Source organism: Sciscionella marina DSM 45152, assembly GCF_000379465.1.
Taxonomy (GTDB): Bacteria; Actinomycetota; Actinomycetes; order Mycobacteriales; family Pseudonocardiaceae; genus Sciscionella; species Sciscionella marina.
Map to the genome: position 1 here is coordinate 371,117 of NZ_KB905403.1, position 13,573 is coordinate 384,689.

14 protein-coding genes are annotated in these 13,573 nt (G+C 66.9%); 5 read left to right on the top strand and 9 right to left on the bottom strand.

The genetic code is table 11. The features are described 5' to 3' along the window. Positions 1–58 precede the first annotated feature (58 nt). Both A37U_RS0126455 and A37U_RS0126460 read left to right on the top strand, forming a co-directional pair. Complete coding sequence (locus tag A37U_RS0126455; protein WP_020499687.1) at positions 59–1,057, top strand: polyprenyl synthetase family protein; 999 nt, start codon at positions 59–61, stop codon at positions 1,055–1,057. A 287-nt stretch (positions 1,058–1,344) separates the two neighbouring features. Further along, positions 1,345–2,532, top strand: coding sequence for a sunset domain-containing protein (locus A37U_RS0126460; protein WP_020499688.1), 1,188 nt, complete (start codon positions 1,345–1,347; stop codon positions 2,530–2,532). A gap of 6 nt (positions 2,533–2,538) precedes the next feature. On the opposite strand, the gene A37U_RS0126465 is transcribed toward A37U_RS0126460, so the two are convergent. Genes A37U_RS0126465 through A37U_RS0126475 form a run of 3 tightly spaced genes read right to left on the bottom strand, consistent with a single transcriptional unit; the run spans position 2,539 to position 4,595 of the window. Continuing rightward, positions 2,539–3,123, bottom strand: coding sequence for a Uma2 family endonuclease (locus A37U_RS0126465; protein ID WP_020499689.1), 585 nt, complete (start codon positions 3,121–3,123; stop codon positions 2,539–2,541). A 45-nt stretch (positions 3,124–3,168) separates the two neighbouring features. After that, on the bottom strand, positions 3,169–3,363 hold the full coding sequence (locus tag A37U_RS0126470) for a ferredoxin (RefSeq protein WP_020499690.1): 195 nt from the start codon (positions 3,361–3,363) through the stop codon (positions 3,169–3,171). A gap of 35 nt (positions 3,364–3,398) precedes the next feature. After that, positions 3,399–4,595: a cytochrome P450 gene (locus A37U_RS0126475; RefSeq protein WP_020499691.1), complete on the bottom strand. Its 1,197-nt coding sequence runs from the start codon at positions 4,593–4,595 to the stop codon at positions 3,399–3,401. 90 nt (positions 4,596–4,685) lie between these two features. On the opposite strand from A37U_RS0126475, the gene A37U_RS45370 reads away from it, so the two are divergent. Beyond that, positions 4,686–5,255: a TetR/AcrR family transcriptional regulator gene (locus A37U_RS45370; RefSeq protein ID WP_020499692.1), complete on the top strand. Its 570-nt coding sequence runs from the start codon at positions 4,686–4,688 to the stop codon at positions 5,253–5,255. Here A37U_RS45370 and A37U_RS0126485 read toward each other — a convergent pair. The 5 genes from A37U_RS0126485 to A37U_RS0126505 form a co-directional block, all read right to left on the bottom strand. After that, complete coding sequence (locus A37U_RS0126485; RefSeq protein WP_020499693.1) at positions 5,252–6,334, bottom strand: 2-oxoacid:ferredoxin oxidoreductase subunit beta; 1,083 nt, start codon at positions 6,332–6,334, stop codon at positions 5,252–5,254. The two genes, A37U_RS45370 and A37U_RS0126485, sit on opposite strands and share 4 nt — an antisense overlap. Positions 6,335–6,368: 34 nt before the next feature. Continuing rightward, on the bottom strand, positions 6,369–8,255 hold the full coding sequence (locus A37U_RS0126490; protein ID WP_020499694.1) for a 2-oxoacid:acceptor oxidoreductase subunit alpha: 1,887 nt from the start codon (positions 8,253–8,255) through the stop codon (positions 6,369–6,371). Between the two features lie 296 nt (positions 8,256–8,551). After that, positions 8,552–9,397 carry a siderophore-interacting protein gene (locus A37U_RS0126495; protein ID WP_020499695.1) on the bottom strand — a complete coding sequence of 282 codons (846 nt, stop codon included), beginning with the start codon at positions 9,395–9,397 and terminating at the stop codon, positions 8,552–8,554. A gap of 42 nt (positions 9,398–9,439) precedes the next feature. After that, positions 9,440–10,213: an enoyl-CoA hydratase gene (locus A37U_RS0126500; protein ID WP_020499696.1), complete on the bottom strand. Its 774-nt coding sequence runs from the start codon at positions 10,211–10,213 to the stop codon at positions 9,440–9,442. Between the two features lie 11 nt (positions 10,214–10,224). Beyond that, positions 10,225–10,671 carry an Lrp/AsnC family transcriptional regulator gene (locus A37U_RS0126505; RefSeq protein ID WP_040588837.1) on the bottom strand — a complete coding sequence of 149 codons (447 nt, stop codon included), beginning with the start codon at positions 10,669–10,671 and terminating at the stop codon, positions 10,225–10,227. Positions 10,672–10,745: 74 nt separating this feature from the next. Here A37U_RS0126505 and ddaH point away from each other — a divergent pair, with 74 nt between their 5' ends. Beyond that, positions 10,746–11,600 (top strand): dimethylargininase, encoded by an 855-nt coding sequence (gene ddaH / locus A37U_RS0126510; RefSeq protein ID WP_020499698.1) that lies wholly within the window; start codon positions 10,746–10,748, stop codon positions 11,598–11,600. A gap of 340 nt (positions 11,601–11,940) precedes the next feature. Here ddaH and A37U_RS0126515 read toward each other — a convergent pair whose 3' ends face one another. Next, positions 11,941–12,369 (bottom strand): nuclear transport factor 2 family protein, encoded by a 429-nt coding sequence (locus A37U_RS0126515; protein ID WP_040588765.1) that lies wholly within the window; start codon positions 12,367–12,369, stop codon positions 11,941–11,943. A gap of 235 nt (positions 12,370–12,604) precedes the next feature. Here A37U_RS0126515 and A37U_RS49185 point away from each other — a divergent pair, with 235 nt between their 5' ends. Then, positions 12,605–13,555 carry a serine hydrolase domain-containing protein gene (locus tag A37U_RS49185; RefSeq protein WP_083933845.1) on the top strand — a complete coding sequence of 317 codons (951 nt, stop codon included), beginning with the start codon at positions 12,605–12,607 and terminating at the stop codon, positions 13,553–13,555. Positions 13,556–13,573 lie beyond the last annotated feature (18 nt).

Sequence of the window (13,573 nt, forward strand, 5' to 3'; positions counted from 1 at the left end):
AATTTTGTCCTGAATGATCGGGATAAGAGGTGCTGACTAGTAAGGATGACGCGCGACGATGACCACCCCGGACGATCGGCTGCCGCTCGACGAGATCGACCCCGATCTCGCCGCTTCGATTCGGCGGGGGCTGGTCCGTATCGAGGAGACCCTGCACGAGGCCGTGGCCAGCGAGGTCGAGTTGCTCACCGAATCGGCGCGCCATCTCGCCGACGCCGGGGGTAAGCGGATCCGCCCGCTGCTCACCCTGCTCGGGGCGCAGTTCGGCGAACCGGCCCGCGAGGACGTCTACACCGCGGCCGCCGCCGTCGAACTGGTGCACCTGGCGACGCTGTACCACGACGACGTGGTGGACGAGGCCGAGATCCGCAGGGGCGCCGCCTCGGCGAACGCGCGCTGGGACAACACGGTGGCCATCCTCACCGGGGACTTCTTGTTCGCGAAGGCCTCGCTGCTGGTCTCCGATCTCGGCACGGACGCGGCGCGGATCATCGCGGAGACCTTCTCCGAACTGGTCACCGGCGAGCTGCGGGAGACCATCGGGCCGGAGAAGGGGGAGGACCAGACCGCGCACTACCTCTCGGTCATCGGGCAGAAGACGGGTTCGCTGATCGCCACCGCGGGCCGGTTCGGCGGCATGTGTTCGGGCGCCGAGGGCAAGCATGTCGAAGCCCTTCGGGAGTACGGCGAGGTCATCGGTGCCGCCTTCCAGATCTCCGACGACATCATCGACATCCTCTCGCCATCGGCCGAGTCCGGGAAGATCCCCGGCACCGACCTGCGCGAGGGCGTGCACACCCTGCCGATGCTGTACGCGCTGGCCGCCGGGGACACCGATCCGCGGCTGGCCGAGCTGCTCTCCGGGCCGATCACCGAGGACGCCGCCGTCGAGGAGGCGCTCGAGCTGCTGCGCAGCAGCTCCGGGATCCGGCGGGCGCAGGAGACCCTGCAGAACTACTCACAGCGAGCACTCGACGTGCTCGAACTGCTTCCCGATGTGCCTGCCCGTGCCGCGCTGCGCTGGATATCGCATTACGTAGTGGAACGGACGTCCTGAAAATGGCCGCCCGGGGCCCGGTATTCGATATCCATTACCCTCGGCCGGACGCAATTAGTACTCGTATTCCGATGGTGAAGCGGTGAGCAGGCGTGATGCGTAAGCCGGGAGAATTCGCCGGGAAAAACTGCCGGAATAGACGGTTGTCCAGGCTGTTCGCGGTGGGTATTCGGCGCCGGCCCACCTCTTAATACCGTCAGTGTGCTTGCCGATAGGGCTGATACCCCGATCGTGGTGACGCATGTGGTGGGGCACACTTGCTTATTCAGGCTGGAGGTACTTGCGAGATGTCCTGGGAGATCTTTGTGCAGGTATGGCTGTTCACCATTGTCGGATTCGTCGTCGGCGTCGTGCTCACCTGGCTGATCGGGGTACTGCCGCTGCGCAAGAAGCTCGCGCGGCGCACCGAGGAAGCCAACCGGGAGGCCCGGCGGCGCGCATCGGAGCAGAGCCAGGCCGCGCCACCCAAGGTGAGCAGGCCGTCGACCGCGCGCTCCGAGGGCGTGGCCACGCTCGCCGCGCCCGCGGTCGAGGAGGAAACGCCGCGCCCCGCCGAGCCGACGCGCACCGCTGAACCGGTCGAGACGCCGCGCCCGGCCACCAGGCAGCCGATCGCCGAGGAGCGCCCGGAGGAGCAGACGGTCGTCCTCGAGGCCTTCGATTTCGGTGGCCCCGATTCGCGCACCCAGACGCGGGACCTGGCCGACGAGGAAGAGGACGAGGAGCCCTGGCGCCCCGAGGTGCGGATCGATCCGAACGACCGGCTCTCGGACCAGCTGGCCAAGCGGGACCCGCAGCCGGAACCGCTGGACCCGGAGCAGCGACCGGGCGAAGCGGGCCTGTTCGAGCCCGCGGGTGCCGAGCCGTCGAGCGTCCAGCCTTCGGTCTTCGAACCCGCGGCGGCCCCGGAGCCCGAGCCGGAGGCGCACCCCGAGTCCGCGGGCAGTTCCGCGATGACCTGGCTGCGGCCCGGCGAGTTCGAGCAGGCGCGGCCCGGAGAGTCCAGCCAGGGCCAGTCGTTCAGCTTCCTGGACGAGCCGCGTGAGCCCGTCACCGGGTTCCCCGAGCCCTTCCCGGCCCAGCAGCGGACGGAACCCGCCGCGGAGCCCGTTCAGGACGACGCGCCCGACCTGCCCCGGCGCACCCCCGGAGCGGCCGCCGCGGCGGCCGACGGCGGGCCGCTTGCCGCCGCCTCGTCCACTGCGGGCGGTGGCTCGCTGTTCGACCCCTCGGCCGAACCCGGCGGAGAATCCGCGGGCAGTGCCCCGGTCGGCCCGTTCGGTCCCGGATCCGCCCTGCCCCGCCCGGACGGTTCCGCGCCCGCACCCGAGTTCCGGGTGAAGGCGCGCACCTCGTCCATGGTGTTCCACACCGAGCAGTCCCCGTTCTTCGACCGGCTGCTGCCGCAGGTGTGGTTCCGCGATGTGGATGACGCGGCGCGGGCCGGATTCACCAGCTGGGACCGCCCGAACTGAGCTGAGTCAGCGGACGGCCTGGCGGGTCAGATCAGCGGGATCGAAGGTGCACGGGAATGGCCCCTTGATCGCGTGCTCCGTGTCCCCCAGGCAAGCGGCGACCTGTTCGTAGCTCCCCCCGCCGAGCCGTTGCACGTGCAGGCATGGTTTCGGGTCCAGTTCCAAGCGCCAGTACCAGGGAATCTCGGACTCGGCGTAGAGATCGGGCTTGATCGCCCTATCGGCGGGCTTACTCCCCGGAGAGACGATCTCCACAACGAGTAAGAGGTCTTCGGGGGCGAAGTATGTCGGATCTTTCCCCGCGGCGGCCCGGTCGACGACGGCGATGTCCGGAATGGTCAGCCGTTCGTCTGGATGACGCACGTTGATCGCTTCGATGACTTCGACGTCTGCACCTGCCGCATTCGCTGCGGCTTCGAGGACGTTCGCGAGGCGGCGCGCGGCGCGTTGATGCTTTGTGCCCGGTGATGGGCTCACGGTGAGGACGCCGGGGGTGAGGATTTCGTGGCGGTTCCCGTTTTCCGGGAGTGCCTCGACATCGGCGGTCGTCCACGGGCCCGCGTGGCTCAGGGAATCGGCTGCGACGCTCATCGCGCCTCCCTTCCAGGTCACCCGCTATGGTACGCGGCGCGCAGCTCAGCGCTCTATGCTGAGTGCGCCGGAGGGGCAGATGTTGACCGCTTCCTCGACGGCGCCCTCGTCCCCGGCGTCCGGGGTCTCGTTGAGCACGATGACCGTGCCGTCGTCCTCGCTCTGGTCGAAGTACTTCTCCGCGGTCAGCACGCACTGCCCGGCGCCGATGCAGACTTCGGTGTTGGCGATGATCTTCATGTGGTGGGTATGCCTTTCGTGTGAAGGTCTCTTGTCTACCAGGCGACGGGCAGTTCGTGCACGCCATAGATCGCCATATCGGAGCGCAGCGGAACCTCTTCGGGTGCCACGGCGAGCCGCAGCGTTCCGAACCGGTCGAGCAGGGCGCGGAACCCGACGGTCATCTCGGAGCGGGCCAGCTGCTGGCCGAGACACTGGTGGATGCCGTGGCCGAACGCGAGGTGGTGGGTGCGGGCCCGGCTGACGTCCAGCTCGCCGGGGTTCTCGGTGAGCGCGCCGTCCCGGTTCGCGGCAGCGAGGGACAGCCCGACCGTCTCCCCCGCGCGGACGAGGTCGTCCCCGATGCTGAGATCCTCGGTGGCCACCCGGGGCACGAGTGAGGAGATGACCGTCAGGTAGCGCAGCAGTTCCTCCACGGCGGTCGGCATCAGCCCGGGGTAGGCGCGCAGGATGTGCAGCTGCTCGGGATGGCAGAGCAAGGCGAAGGTGCCGAGGCCGAGCATGTTCGCCGTGGTCTCGTGGCCCGCGGCGAGCAGCAGGAACGAGATGTTCACCAGCTCTTCGTCGGTGAGCCCGGACTGGGCGATGAGCCCGCTGAGGATGTCGTCGGTGGGAGCCCCGTGCTTGTCCCGCACGAGCTCGTGCAGGAACTTGCGCACCGCTACCGTGGTCCGCTCGATCTCGTCCACATCGGTGTCCCGGCGCAGCAGGGTCTTGGTGGCGTGCTGGAACTCCGTGCGCCGGGCGTAGGGCACCCCGAGCAGTTCGCAGATCACCAGCGAGGGCACGGGCATCGCGAAGTGCGCGACCAGATCGGCGGGCTGAGCACTCGCCGCGAGCTCATCGAGCTGATCCGAGACGATCTCGGCGATCCTGGTCTCCAGGGCGCGCATCCGGCGCAGGGTGAACTGGCTGGTCAGCAGCTTGCGGTACTGGCCGTGTTCCGGTGGATCCATGCCGATGAAGGAACCGGGCGGGGTGCCCTCCCCGCGCCGCTCACGCAGTTCCCGCAGCCGCCGGGCACGCTCCGGATTGTCCGCGGTCACCGCGCCGGTGCGGTCCGAGCTGAACCGCGGATCCGCGAGTACCGCCCGGACCTCGGCGTGCCCGGTCACCACCCAGCTGCGGGTGCCGTCCTCCAGGTGCACCGCCTGCACGGGCGGGAAGGTGAGCAGTTCACGCGGTGGATCGAAGAAAGTCTCGCGCTGTACTGGGAAAGTCGAAACACTCATGGCACCTCCAGTGGCCGCGAGATCCGTCTCCTCCACCGTAGCGATAATCTTGCATACACTGCAATATTATTGAAAGGTAAACTGCCTCCCATGACCCAGCAAGGGTTGCGGGAACGGAAGAAGCAGGCCACCCGCACCACGATCGCCGAGCACGCGTGGCGGCTCGCGCTCGAACACGGCATGGACGGCATCACCGTGGACGGGATCGCCCGCGCCGCAGGGGTTTCCCCGCGCACGTTCTTCAACTACTTCGCGACCAAGGAAGCCGCGATCGTCGCGCTGGTGCAGGTCTCCACCAGACAGGCGGTCGAGCAACTGCGGGAGCGCCCGGCGCACGAATCGCTCGAGCAGGCCTTCGACGCGGTACTCGAAGGAACGGCGGGCGAGGCCTCGATGCTCGGGGTCGCCGAGATGCTCGGCGCGAATCCGGGGCTGCTGCCGCACCTGCACGCCGCACTCGAACAGCCGGGCCTGCTGATGCGCGAGGTGATCGCCGAACGCACCGGCACCAAGCCGGACGAACTGTACCCGGCGGTCGCCGCGGCCGCCCTCGCCGCCGCCTACCGGGTGGCGATGCGGTACGAGGGGCCGCGGCAGCGCACCGTGCTGCGGGCCGCGATGCGCCAGCTCATGCACGGCATCGCGGAACCGCTCGATTAGCTGACCGTCCAGGTGTCGTTGCCGCGCAACAGCTGCTGCAGATCACCCGGGTGCTTGGTCATCGCCGTCTGGACCTGCTCGCGGGCGAGGTCGTCGTAGCTCGGCGCCTGCACATTGCGGAAGATCCCGGTGACCGTGTGCGCGAGATCGGAACCGGTGAGCCGGGAGAGCGCGAACGCCTGGGCGGGATCGGCCGCGGCCGGGTTGTGCGTGACGACCTGTTCCACGCCGACCTCGGCCAGCTTGCGCACGGTGAGCCCGCCGGTCTCCGGATCGCGCACCACGCCGTACTCGAGCTCGCCGTCGGAGGACTCGGGACCGAAGATGACCGGTTCACCCTCGCGCAGCGGGATGATCCGGCGCTCGGCCTCGTCCCGGTCCTTGAGCATGTCGAAGGCGCCGTCGTTGAAGATCGGGCAGTTCTGGTAGATCTCCACCAGTGCCGAACCACGGTGGTTGGCGGCCGCGGTGAGGACCTCGGTCAGCCCCTTCTTGTCCGAGTCGAGTGCCCGGCCGACGAAGCTGGCCTCCGCGCCGAGTGCGAGCGAGACCGGGTTGAACGGGGTGTCCAGCGAGCCCATCGGGGTGGACTTGGTGACCTTCCCGGTCTCCGAGGTCGGCGAGTACTGGCCCTTGGTGAGCCCGTAGATGCGGTTGTTGAACAGCAAAATCTTGATGTTCACGTTGCGCCGCAAGGCATGCACGAGGTGGTTGCCGCCGATGGACAGCGCGTCCCCGTCCCCGGTGACCACCCAGACCGAGAGATCGGGGCGGCCGACGGCGAGCCCGGTCGCGATCGCGGGCGCGCGGCCGTGGATGGAGTGCATCCCGTAGGTGTTCATGTAGTACGGGAACCGCGAGGAGCAGCCGATCCCGGAGATGAACACGATGTTCTCGGGTTTGAGCCCGAGCGTGGGCAGGAAAGACTGCATGGTGTTGAGCACGATGTAGTCGCCGCAGCCGGGACACCAGCGAACTTCCTGGTCCGACTTGTAGTCCTTGGCTTTCTGCGGTTCTTCGGTGCTCGGCACGAGGTCGAGCCCACCAAGCTGCGGTAGCCCCAGATCCGTCGCTGTCACGATGCCTCCTCGAAGGGAAAACGTGCCTCGTCGGTCATGCGATCTCCCCTATGTGGTCGGTGAACACCTGCTCGAGTTCCTCTGCCTTGAACGGCAGCCCGGCTACCTTCGTGTACGAGCGCACATCGACCAGATACTTGCCGCGCAGCAGCAGGGCGAGCTGGCCGCCGTTCATCTCCGGAACGAGCACGCGTTCGTAGCGGCGAAGGACATCCCCGAGGTTGGCGGGGAAGGGGTTCAGGTTGCGCAGGTGCGCGCTCGCGACCGGCATGCCCTTGGCGCGCACCCTTCGGGCGGCCGCGCCGATCGGGCCGTAGGTGGATCCCCAGCCGAGCACGAGCATCTTCGCCTCGCCGCCGGATGGGTCGTCCACGGTCAGGTCCGGCACCTCGATACCGTCCACTTTGGACTGACGGATGCGGACCATCGCGTCGTGGTTGTCCGGGTCGTAGGAGATCGAACCCTTGCCCTCCTGTTTCTCCAGGCCGCCGATGCGGTGCTGTAGACCGGGTGTCCCGGGAACCGCCCACGGCCGGGCCAGGGTTTCCGGATCGCGCAGATAGGGCCAGAACTCCCCGGAATCGTCTGGCGCGTTGGGCTCGTTCGCGTACTGCACGGAAAGATCGGGCAGCTTCTCCACATCCGGGATCAGCCACGGTTCCGAGCCGTTCGCGATCGAGCCGTCGGAAAGCAGGATCACCGGGGTGCGGTAGTGCAGCGCGATCCGGGTCGCTTCGAGCGCCGCGTCGAAGCAGTCGGAGGGCGTTGCCGGGGCGACGATCGGGACCGGGGATTCGCCGTTGCGGCCGAACATCGCCTGCAACAGGTCGGCCTGCTCGGTCTTGGTCGGCAGCCCGGTCGATGGCCCGCCGCGCTGCACGTCGATCACCACCAGCGGCAGCTCGGTCATCACCGCGAGGCCGATGGTCTCGGATTTGAGCGCCACACCGGGGCCGGAGGTCGTGGTCATGCCGAGCCCGCCACCGAAAGCGTGCCCGAGCGCGGCGCCGATCCCGGCGATCTCGTCCTCGGCCTGGAAGGTGGTGACGTTGAAGTTCTTGTGCTTGGACAGCTCGTGCAGGATGTCCGAGGCCGGGGTGATCGGGTAGGTGCCGAGCAGCACCGGCAGCTTGGACAGTTCGGCCGAGGCGACCACTCCGTAGGCGAGCGCGGTGTTCCCGGTGATCTGCCGGTAGGTGCCCGGCGCCAGCTTGGCGGGGGCGACCTCGTAGGTGACCGCGAAGGCCTCGGTGGTCTCGCCGTAGTTCCAGCCGGCGCGGAAGGCCAGGATGTTCGCTTCGGCGATGTCCGGCTTCTTGGCGAACTTGTCGCGCAGGAACTGCTCGGTGCTCTCGGTGGGACGGTGGTACATCCAGGAGAGCAGACCGAGGGCGAACATGTTCTTGCAGCGCTCGGCGTCCTTCTTGCCGAGGCCGGTCTCGGCGAGCGCGCCCTGGGTGATCGTGCCCATGGCGACCTCGTAGACCTGGAAGTTCTCCAGCGAACCGTCTTCGAGCGGGTTCGCGGCATAGCCGACCTTGGTCAGGTTGCGCTTGTTGAACTCGTCGGTGTTGACGATGATGATCCCGCTCTTGGGCACATCGGCGAGGTTCGCCTTGAGCGCGGCCGGGTTCATCGCGACGAGCACATCCGGGCGGTCGCCCGGGGTGAGGATGTCGTAGTCCGCGAAGTGCAGCTGGAAGCTGGACACGCCGGGCAGCGTGCCCTGTGGGGCGCGGATCTCCGCCGGGAAGTTCGGCAAGGTCGCGAGGTCATTGCCGAAGGAGGCGGCCTCGGATGTGAACCGGTCCCCGGTCAGCTGCATGCCGTCTCCGGAGTCACCGGCGAACCGGATCACGACCCGGTTCAGTTTGGTGCTCGAACTGTCGCCGACCTTCTCGTCGACCTCGCTCAGGCTCATCGCTTACCCGTACCTTCTCTCCACGCTCGGGCCGCTGCTCAGGGTTGCCAACCCTTTGCTTGCGCACCGTCGATGCTAACCGTCTTCGCTCGAGGCGCACCGAGTGCACATGGTGCTCCCACTTCGCAGGAAAACGCATCGTGTGCTGCATCATCGCGCAACCACCCGCAGGGCCTGCCGTGACTGCTACCAAGCGCATGTCAGTACCGCTGCATCGATTGTGTCGTACAAGCACCCATGTGTCGGAGATCACGCCGCGCGTGTTTCGTGGTACGGAACTTCAGTTAGCTCGAGGTTCAACCTCCCGCGGTTTCGAATTCCATCCGGTCGACCACATCCGGGTCGGTGATGTCCAAACCGTCCGCCATGGCCTTCTGATAACGCACGATGCTGTCCGCATCGATCGCCGTACTGTCCACTCCGGCCTTCCAGTACGCGCGCGCCTGCATGTCCTGGCGGTCCACGGCACACTCGTCGAGGGTGAAGCGGCGCAGTTCGCGCACCACCGCCGCCTCGGCGGCCAGCCACGCCTGGGTGCGCCCCTGCGGCGCGGCGACCGAGCGCACCAGTTCGACGAGCGCCTGGCGGGGTTGCCCGGTCAGCCAGTGCACGCTGGTGTGCTCGCGTTCGGGGAGCAGCGCCTTGTCCGATTCCTCCGCGGTGGAAAGGCAGACCAGCGCGGGCACATCCGGGGGCAATGCTTCGACGATCGCGGCGACCGCGGGCAGGGCGCTCGCATCCCCGACGATGAGGTGCCGGTCCACCGGGGCCGCCGAGGTGAACTCATGGCGCATTCCGGCGAGCCCGACGACCTCGCCCGGTCCGGTGCGCTCCAGCCAGGCCATTCCCGGTCCACCGTGATGCTCGGCGACGTCGAACTCGATCCGGTTGCGTTCCGGGTCGAAGCTGCGCACCGTGTAGGCGCGCGGCAGTGGCTGTTCTGGCTGCTCGGCGCCCGGGAGCATCAGCTTGAACGCGTCCGCCGGCCAGATGTCCCGATACTGCGCCAGTCCCGAACCGTGCACCGCCACCCGGCGGAATCCCCGGGAAATCGGCCATACGCGCTCGACCTCGACCTCGCAGCTGAACGGGCCCTGGCCGTGCTGGGTGATCCGGCGGATCTCCTGCCTGATCGAGGTCATCGCGCACTCCTGAGTGTGTTAGCTTAGCCTAAACTAACACAGTCAGCGATGGCTGATCTTCGCCCGCATGGCCGCCAGGCGCTCGGCGAACGCGGGCGAGTTCAGCGATTCCACCTGCGGGGCCAGCTCGACGTCCACCGCACCGGCGTGCGCGTCCAGCGCGGCCGTCGTGCGCATGCTCGCCTTGGTGGCGAGCACCAGTTCCCGTGGCGCCTGGGTGGCCGGTTCGGCGAACTCCACCGCGGCGGCGACCGGGTCCTCGGCAGCCGAATGGGCGAGACCGGCACGCACCGCGGCCTCCGCGTCCAGGATCTGGCCGAACAGCACCATCGCGCGGGCCGTCTGGGGACCGACAGCTTGCTGCAGCATCCAGGTCATCCCACCGCCCGGGTGAATGCCGAGCCGCAGGAATCGCGCGTCGAACCGTGCCTTCGGGCCCGCGATGCGCACATCGGCGGCCAGCGCGAGATTCAGGCCCGCGCCCACCGCAGCCCCGTTCACCGCGGCGATCGTGGGCAGGCGGCACTCGGCGACCGCGAGGAACCCCGCATAGACCGCGCGCAGCCCGCGCTCCTGTTCGGCCGCCGCACTCGCATCGGTGAGCGCGGCGAGATCCGCCCCCGCGCAGAACGCCGGGCCCGCGCCGGTGATCACCAGCGCGTGCACCGAATCATCGGCCTCGCAGCGGGTCACGGCCTCCGCGAGCTCGGCGGAAAGGTCTGTGGTCAGGGCATTGCGGCGGTCCGGGTCGTGCACGGTGAGCACGGCGACGCCCCCGGTGTGTTCGGTGCGGATCTCAGCGCGAGTCTCAGCCATGACAGGCGAGATTACCGCTCCGGCATCGGCGGGCGCTCCAGCAGCGTGGACAGCACCACCGTGGAAACCGTGGTGTCCACGATCTCCAGTGCGCGCACCTGCTCCAGCACGTTCTCCAGATGGTGCATGCTCGCCGCGCGCAGATGCACGATCGCGTCCGCCGAACCGGTCACCGTGTACGCCGCGACCACCTCCGGGAACGGTTCCAGCGCGCCCCGGATGCGCGCCGGGGTGATGTTGCCCCGGCAGTGCACCTCGATGAATGCCTCGGTGCCCCGCCCGATCGCCTCCGGATTGACCACCGCGGTGAACCCGCGCAGCACGCCGAGCTCCAGCAGCCGGTCCACCCGCCGCTTCACCGCGGGCGCCGAGAGCGCCACCTCCTTGCCGATCTCCGCATAGCTGGCGCGCGCATCGCTCACCAATGCCGAAATGATTCGCTGATCTGTGGCGTCCATGCGCAACATTCTGCCTGTCTGTCCGCAACATCGCGACATTGTTCGATGGTCGCCACGCACATAGATTTGGTGTTATGACGATCTTGGAGTCCCCCGGCGGCCAGCTCATCGCCGAACGCGTACCCACCGTGCGCAGCTACCTGATGTGCCCCCCGGAGTTCTTCACCGTCGAATACTCCATCAACCCCTGGATGGACCCCACCGCAGGCGTCGACACCGAGCTCGCCATGCGGCAGTGGACCCGGCTCGCCGACACCTACGAACGCCTCGGTCACCACGTGCATCGCATCCTGCCCCAGCCAGGACTGCCCGACATGGTCTTCGCCGCCAACTCCGGGACCGTCATCGGCGGCAAAGTCCTCGGTTCTCGATTCCGGGCGCCGCAACGAGCCGCCGAAGCCGAACACTTCCGCCGCTGGTTCCTCGAAAACGGCTACACCGACGTCGTCATGCCCACCGCCGTCAACGAAGCCGAGGGCGACTTCGCCTGGACCGGGAGCCTGCTGCTCGCCGGGACCGGATTCCGCACCGACGAGCGCGCACACGGCGAAGCACAGGAAGTGCTGGGTGTGCCGATTGTTTCCCTGCGTCTGATCGACCCCAGCTACTACCACCTCGACACCGCCCTGTTCGTGCTCAACGAAGGGCCCGAAGCCAACATCGCCTACTACCCCGAAGCCTTCTCCCCCGGCTCACGGCAAGTACTGCTCCGCCTCTTCCCCGACGCCGTCATCGCCACCGGTGCGGATGCCGCGTGCCTCGGCCTCAACGGAGTCAGCGACGGATACCACGTCGTCCTGCCCGCCGAAGCCACCGCACTCGCCGAACAATTGCGCGCCCGCGGTTATGCGCCGCTGCACGTGGACATCTCGGAACTGCGCAAGTCCGGCGGTGGCCCCAAATGCTGCACCATGGAATTGCGGGATTGAGTCAGTCACTATCGGTAGTTGCCTGCTCGGCTGGTGGATGGGCAGATTCGTTGTGCCACAACGGTTCTGACGTGGTTTCCGAACAAAATCGTCTGTGACGATCTGTGTCCGTGGCAAGCTGGCCGGGACCGTTCGCGGAATCACCACGGAATGACTCGAGGGCTCCCGGCGGCCGGGCGGATGCTCTGTTCACTTCGCACGTGAACCACCAGACCCACAACACGGCGACCGGTCACACCAGACGGGACGTTCGCGATGTAATCCAAGCGGGCAAGCGGGGTCGGGTCGGCCCGCCAGCGGCCAATGAATCACGGTGCAGGCCAAGCGGACAGCCTTGTGCCTACGAGTCGGCTGTGCCCACTGCCTCGGCTACGGCAATGAGATTCACGTAGTCCCGGAGATGAGCAATCTGCCCGCCGCGCACAGTCAGCACGACGATGTTAGGCAGGGTGAAGGCGCGGCCTGCTCGATCCTTTCCGATGGCCTCCTGCTCCACGACAATCGTGTTCGGCTCAGTCGTGTCGAGGATCGATAACGTGTGATACCGCTCGTACTTCAGCGGGAGATCGCGCCAGCTACCAATGACAAACTCGAGAATCGCTTCTCGCCCCTCCAGCCGGGAGGGCACACCAGGTCTCGTGAACGGAAACTCGTGCACCGCATCGACCGCATACAGGCGCGCCATGTCATCGGCAGACCGAGTTATCGCGGCCTGCCGATGAAGCTCCAGTACATGGCGAGCACTACCGCTGGCCAGGGGTTCATCCATGGTCGGCAACGCTACTCCGACCTGGCCAAGAAAGCCCGGCGGTCGATGTCGCGATTGACCTGGCAAGCCCTTCACGGGGGACCGTCTTACCTCGCGGCGGCCGCATCAAGGGCGCGGTTCGGCGTCGCTGTGCGATGAGCCGGCTCTCACCCCTGGCCCAACCACCGCGAGGCGAAGCGGGTGGCAGCGGCGAAAGGGGTGGAAGGATGCTGTTGTCGGCATACAATTTGGAGCCATGGCGGAGACGATTCAGGGGTGTGTTCTTGCGGCTCGCAGAGGTGACGTGGTTTTTGCGAGTGCGTCCGGTGTGGCGGATTCCTACAGCGGGGAGTCCTGTACTCCAGATACCCGATTTCAGCTTGCTTCGGTAAGTAAGCAGTTCACGGCGGCGGCTGTCTTAGCGTTGGTGGATAGGCATGAATTGCAGCTGGATGATCCGGTATCTCGTTGGCTTTCACATTGCCCTTCAGCATGGCGAGACATGACGGTACATCACTTGTTGTGTCACGGATCCGGTTTGGGGCATTGGGAAGACTATCCGAATATCGACCTTTACCAACCGTTACCAGGCGGCGAGTTCATCGAGATACTTGGTCAGCGTTCATTGTGTTGTCGGCCCGGTCATGCGTTCCGGTACAGCAGTCCCGGTTATGTCCTGCTCGCGCGGATTGTGGAACGCGTCGGCGAGCTGCCATATCGCGAATTTCTGCAACAATCGCTTTTCCTGCCACTCGGTATGGATCGCACGTTCGTCGGCACTCCTGACGTCCGGACGGATATCGCTCGCGGTCATGATGGTGCAAAGCTGACCTCTTCCTACGAACTCGATACCGTTGGTATGGGAGCTGGAGATGCCTGGTCGACGGTGTCGGACCTGCTCCGCTGGGATGAAGCGCTTCGTAACGGCGATGTGCTGAGTGCCGACTCGCGCGCAGCGATGTTTCATAAGCACATCGACTGCGGCGAGCGTCTGCCAGAAACCGGCTACGGCTACGGTTGGTGCCTCGGGCCGCTAGTCGACCGGCCGGCGAGATGGCATGACGGCGACAACGCCGGATTCAAGGCTATGAATGCCTGGTTCCCCGGGCTGGACCTGCACTGTGCCGTTCTCAGCAATCAAGAGGCAACAGATGTCGAAGCGATGCGCAAGGTCCTTGAAAAGATCCTTGCCAGTATCCCAGACTGAGCGACAAGGTCCGATTGG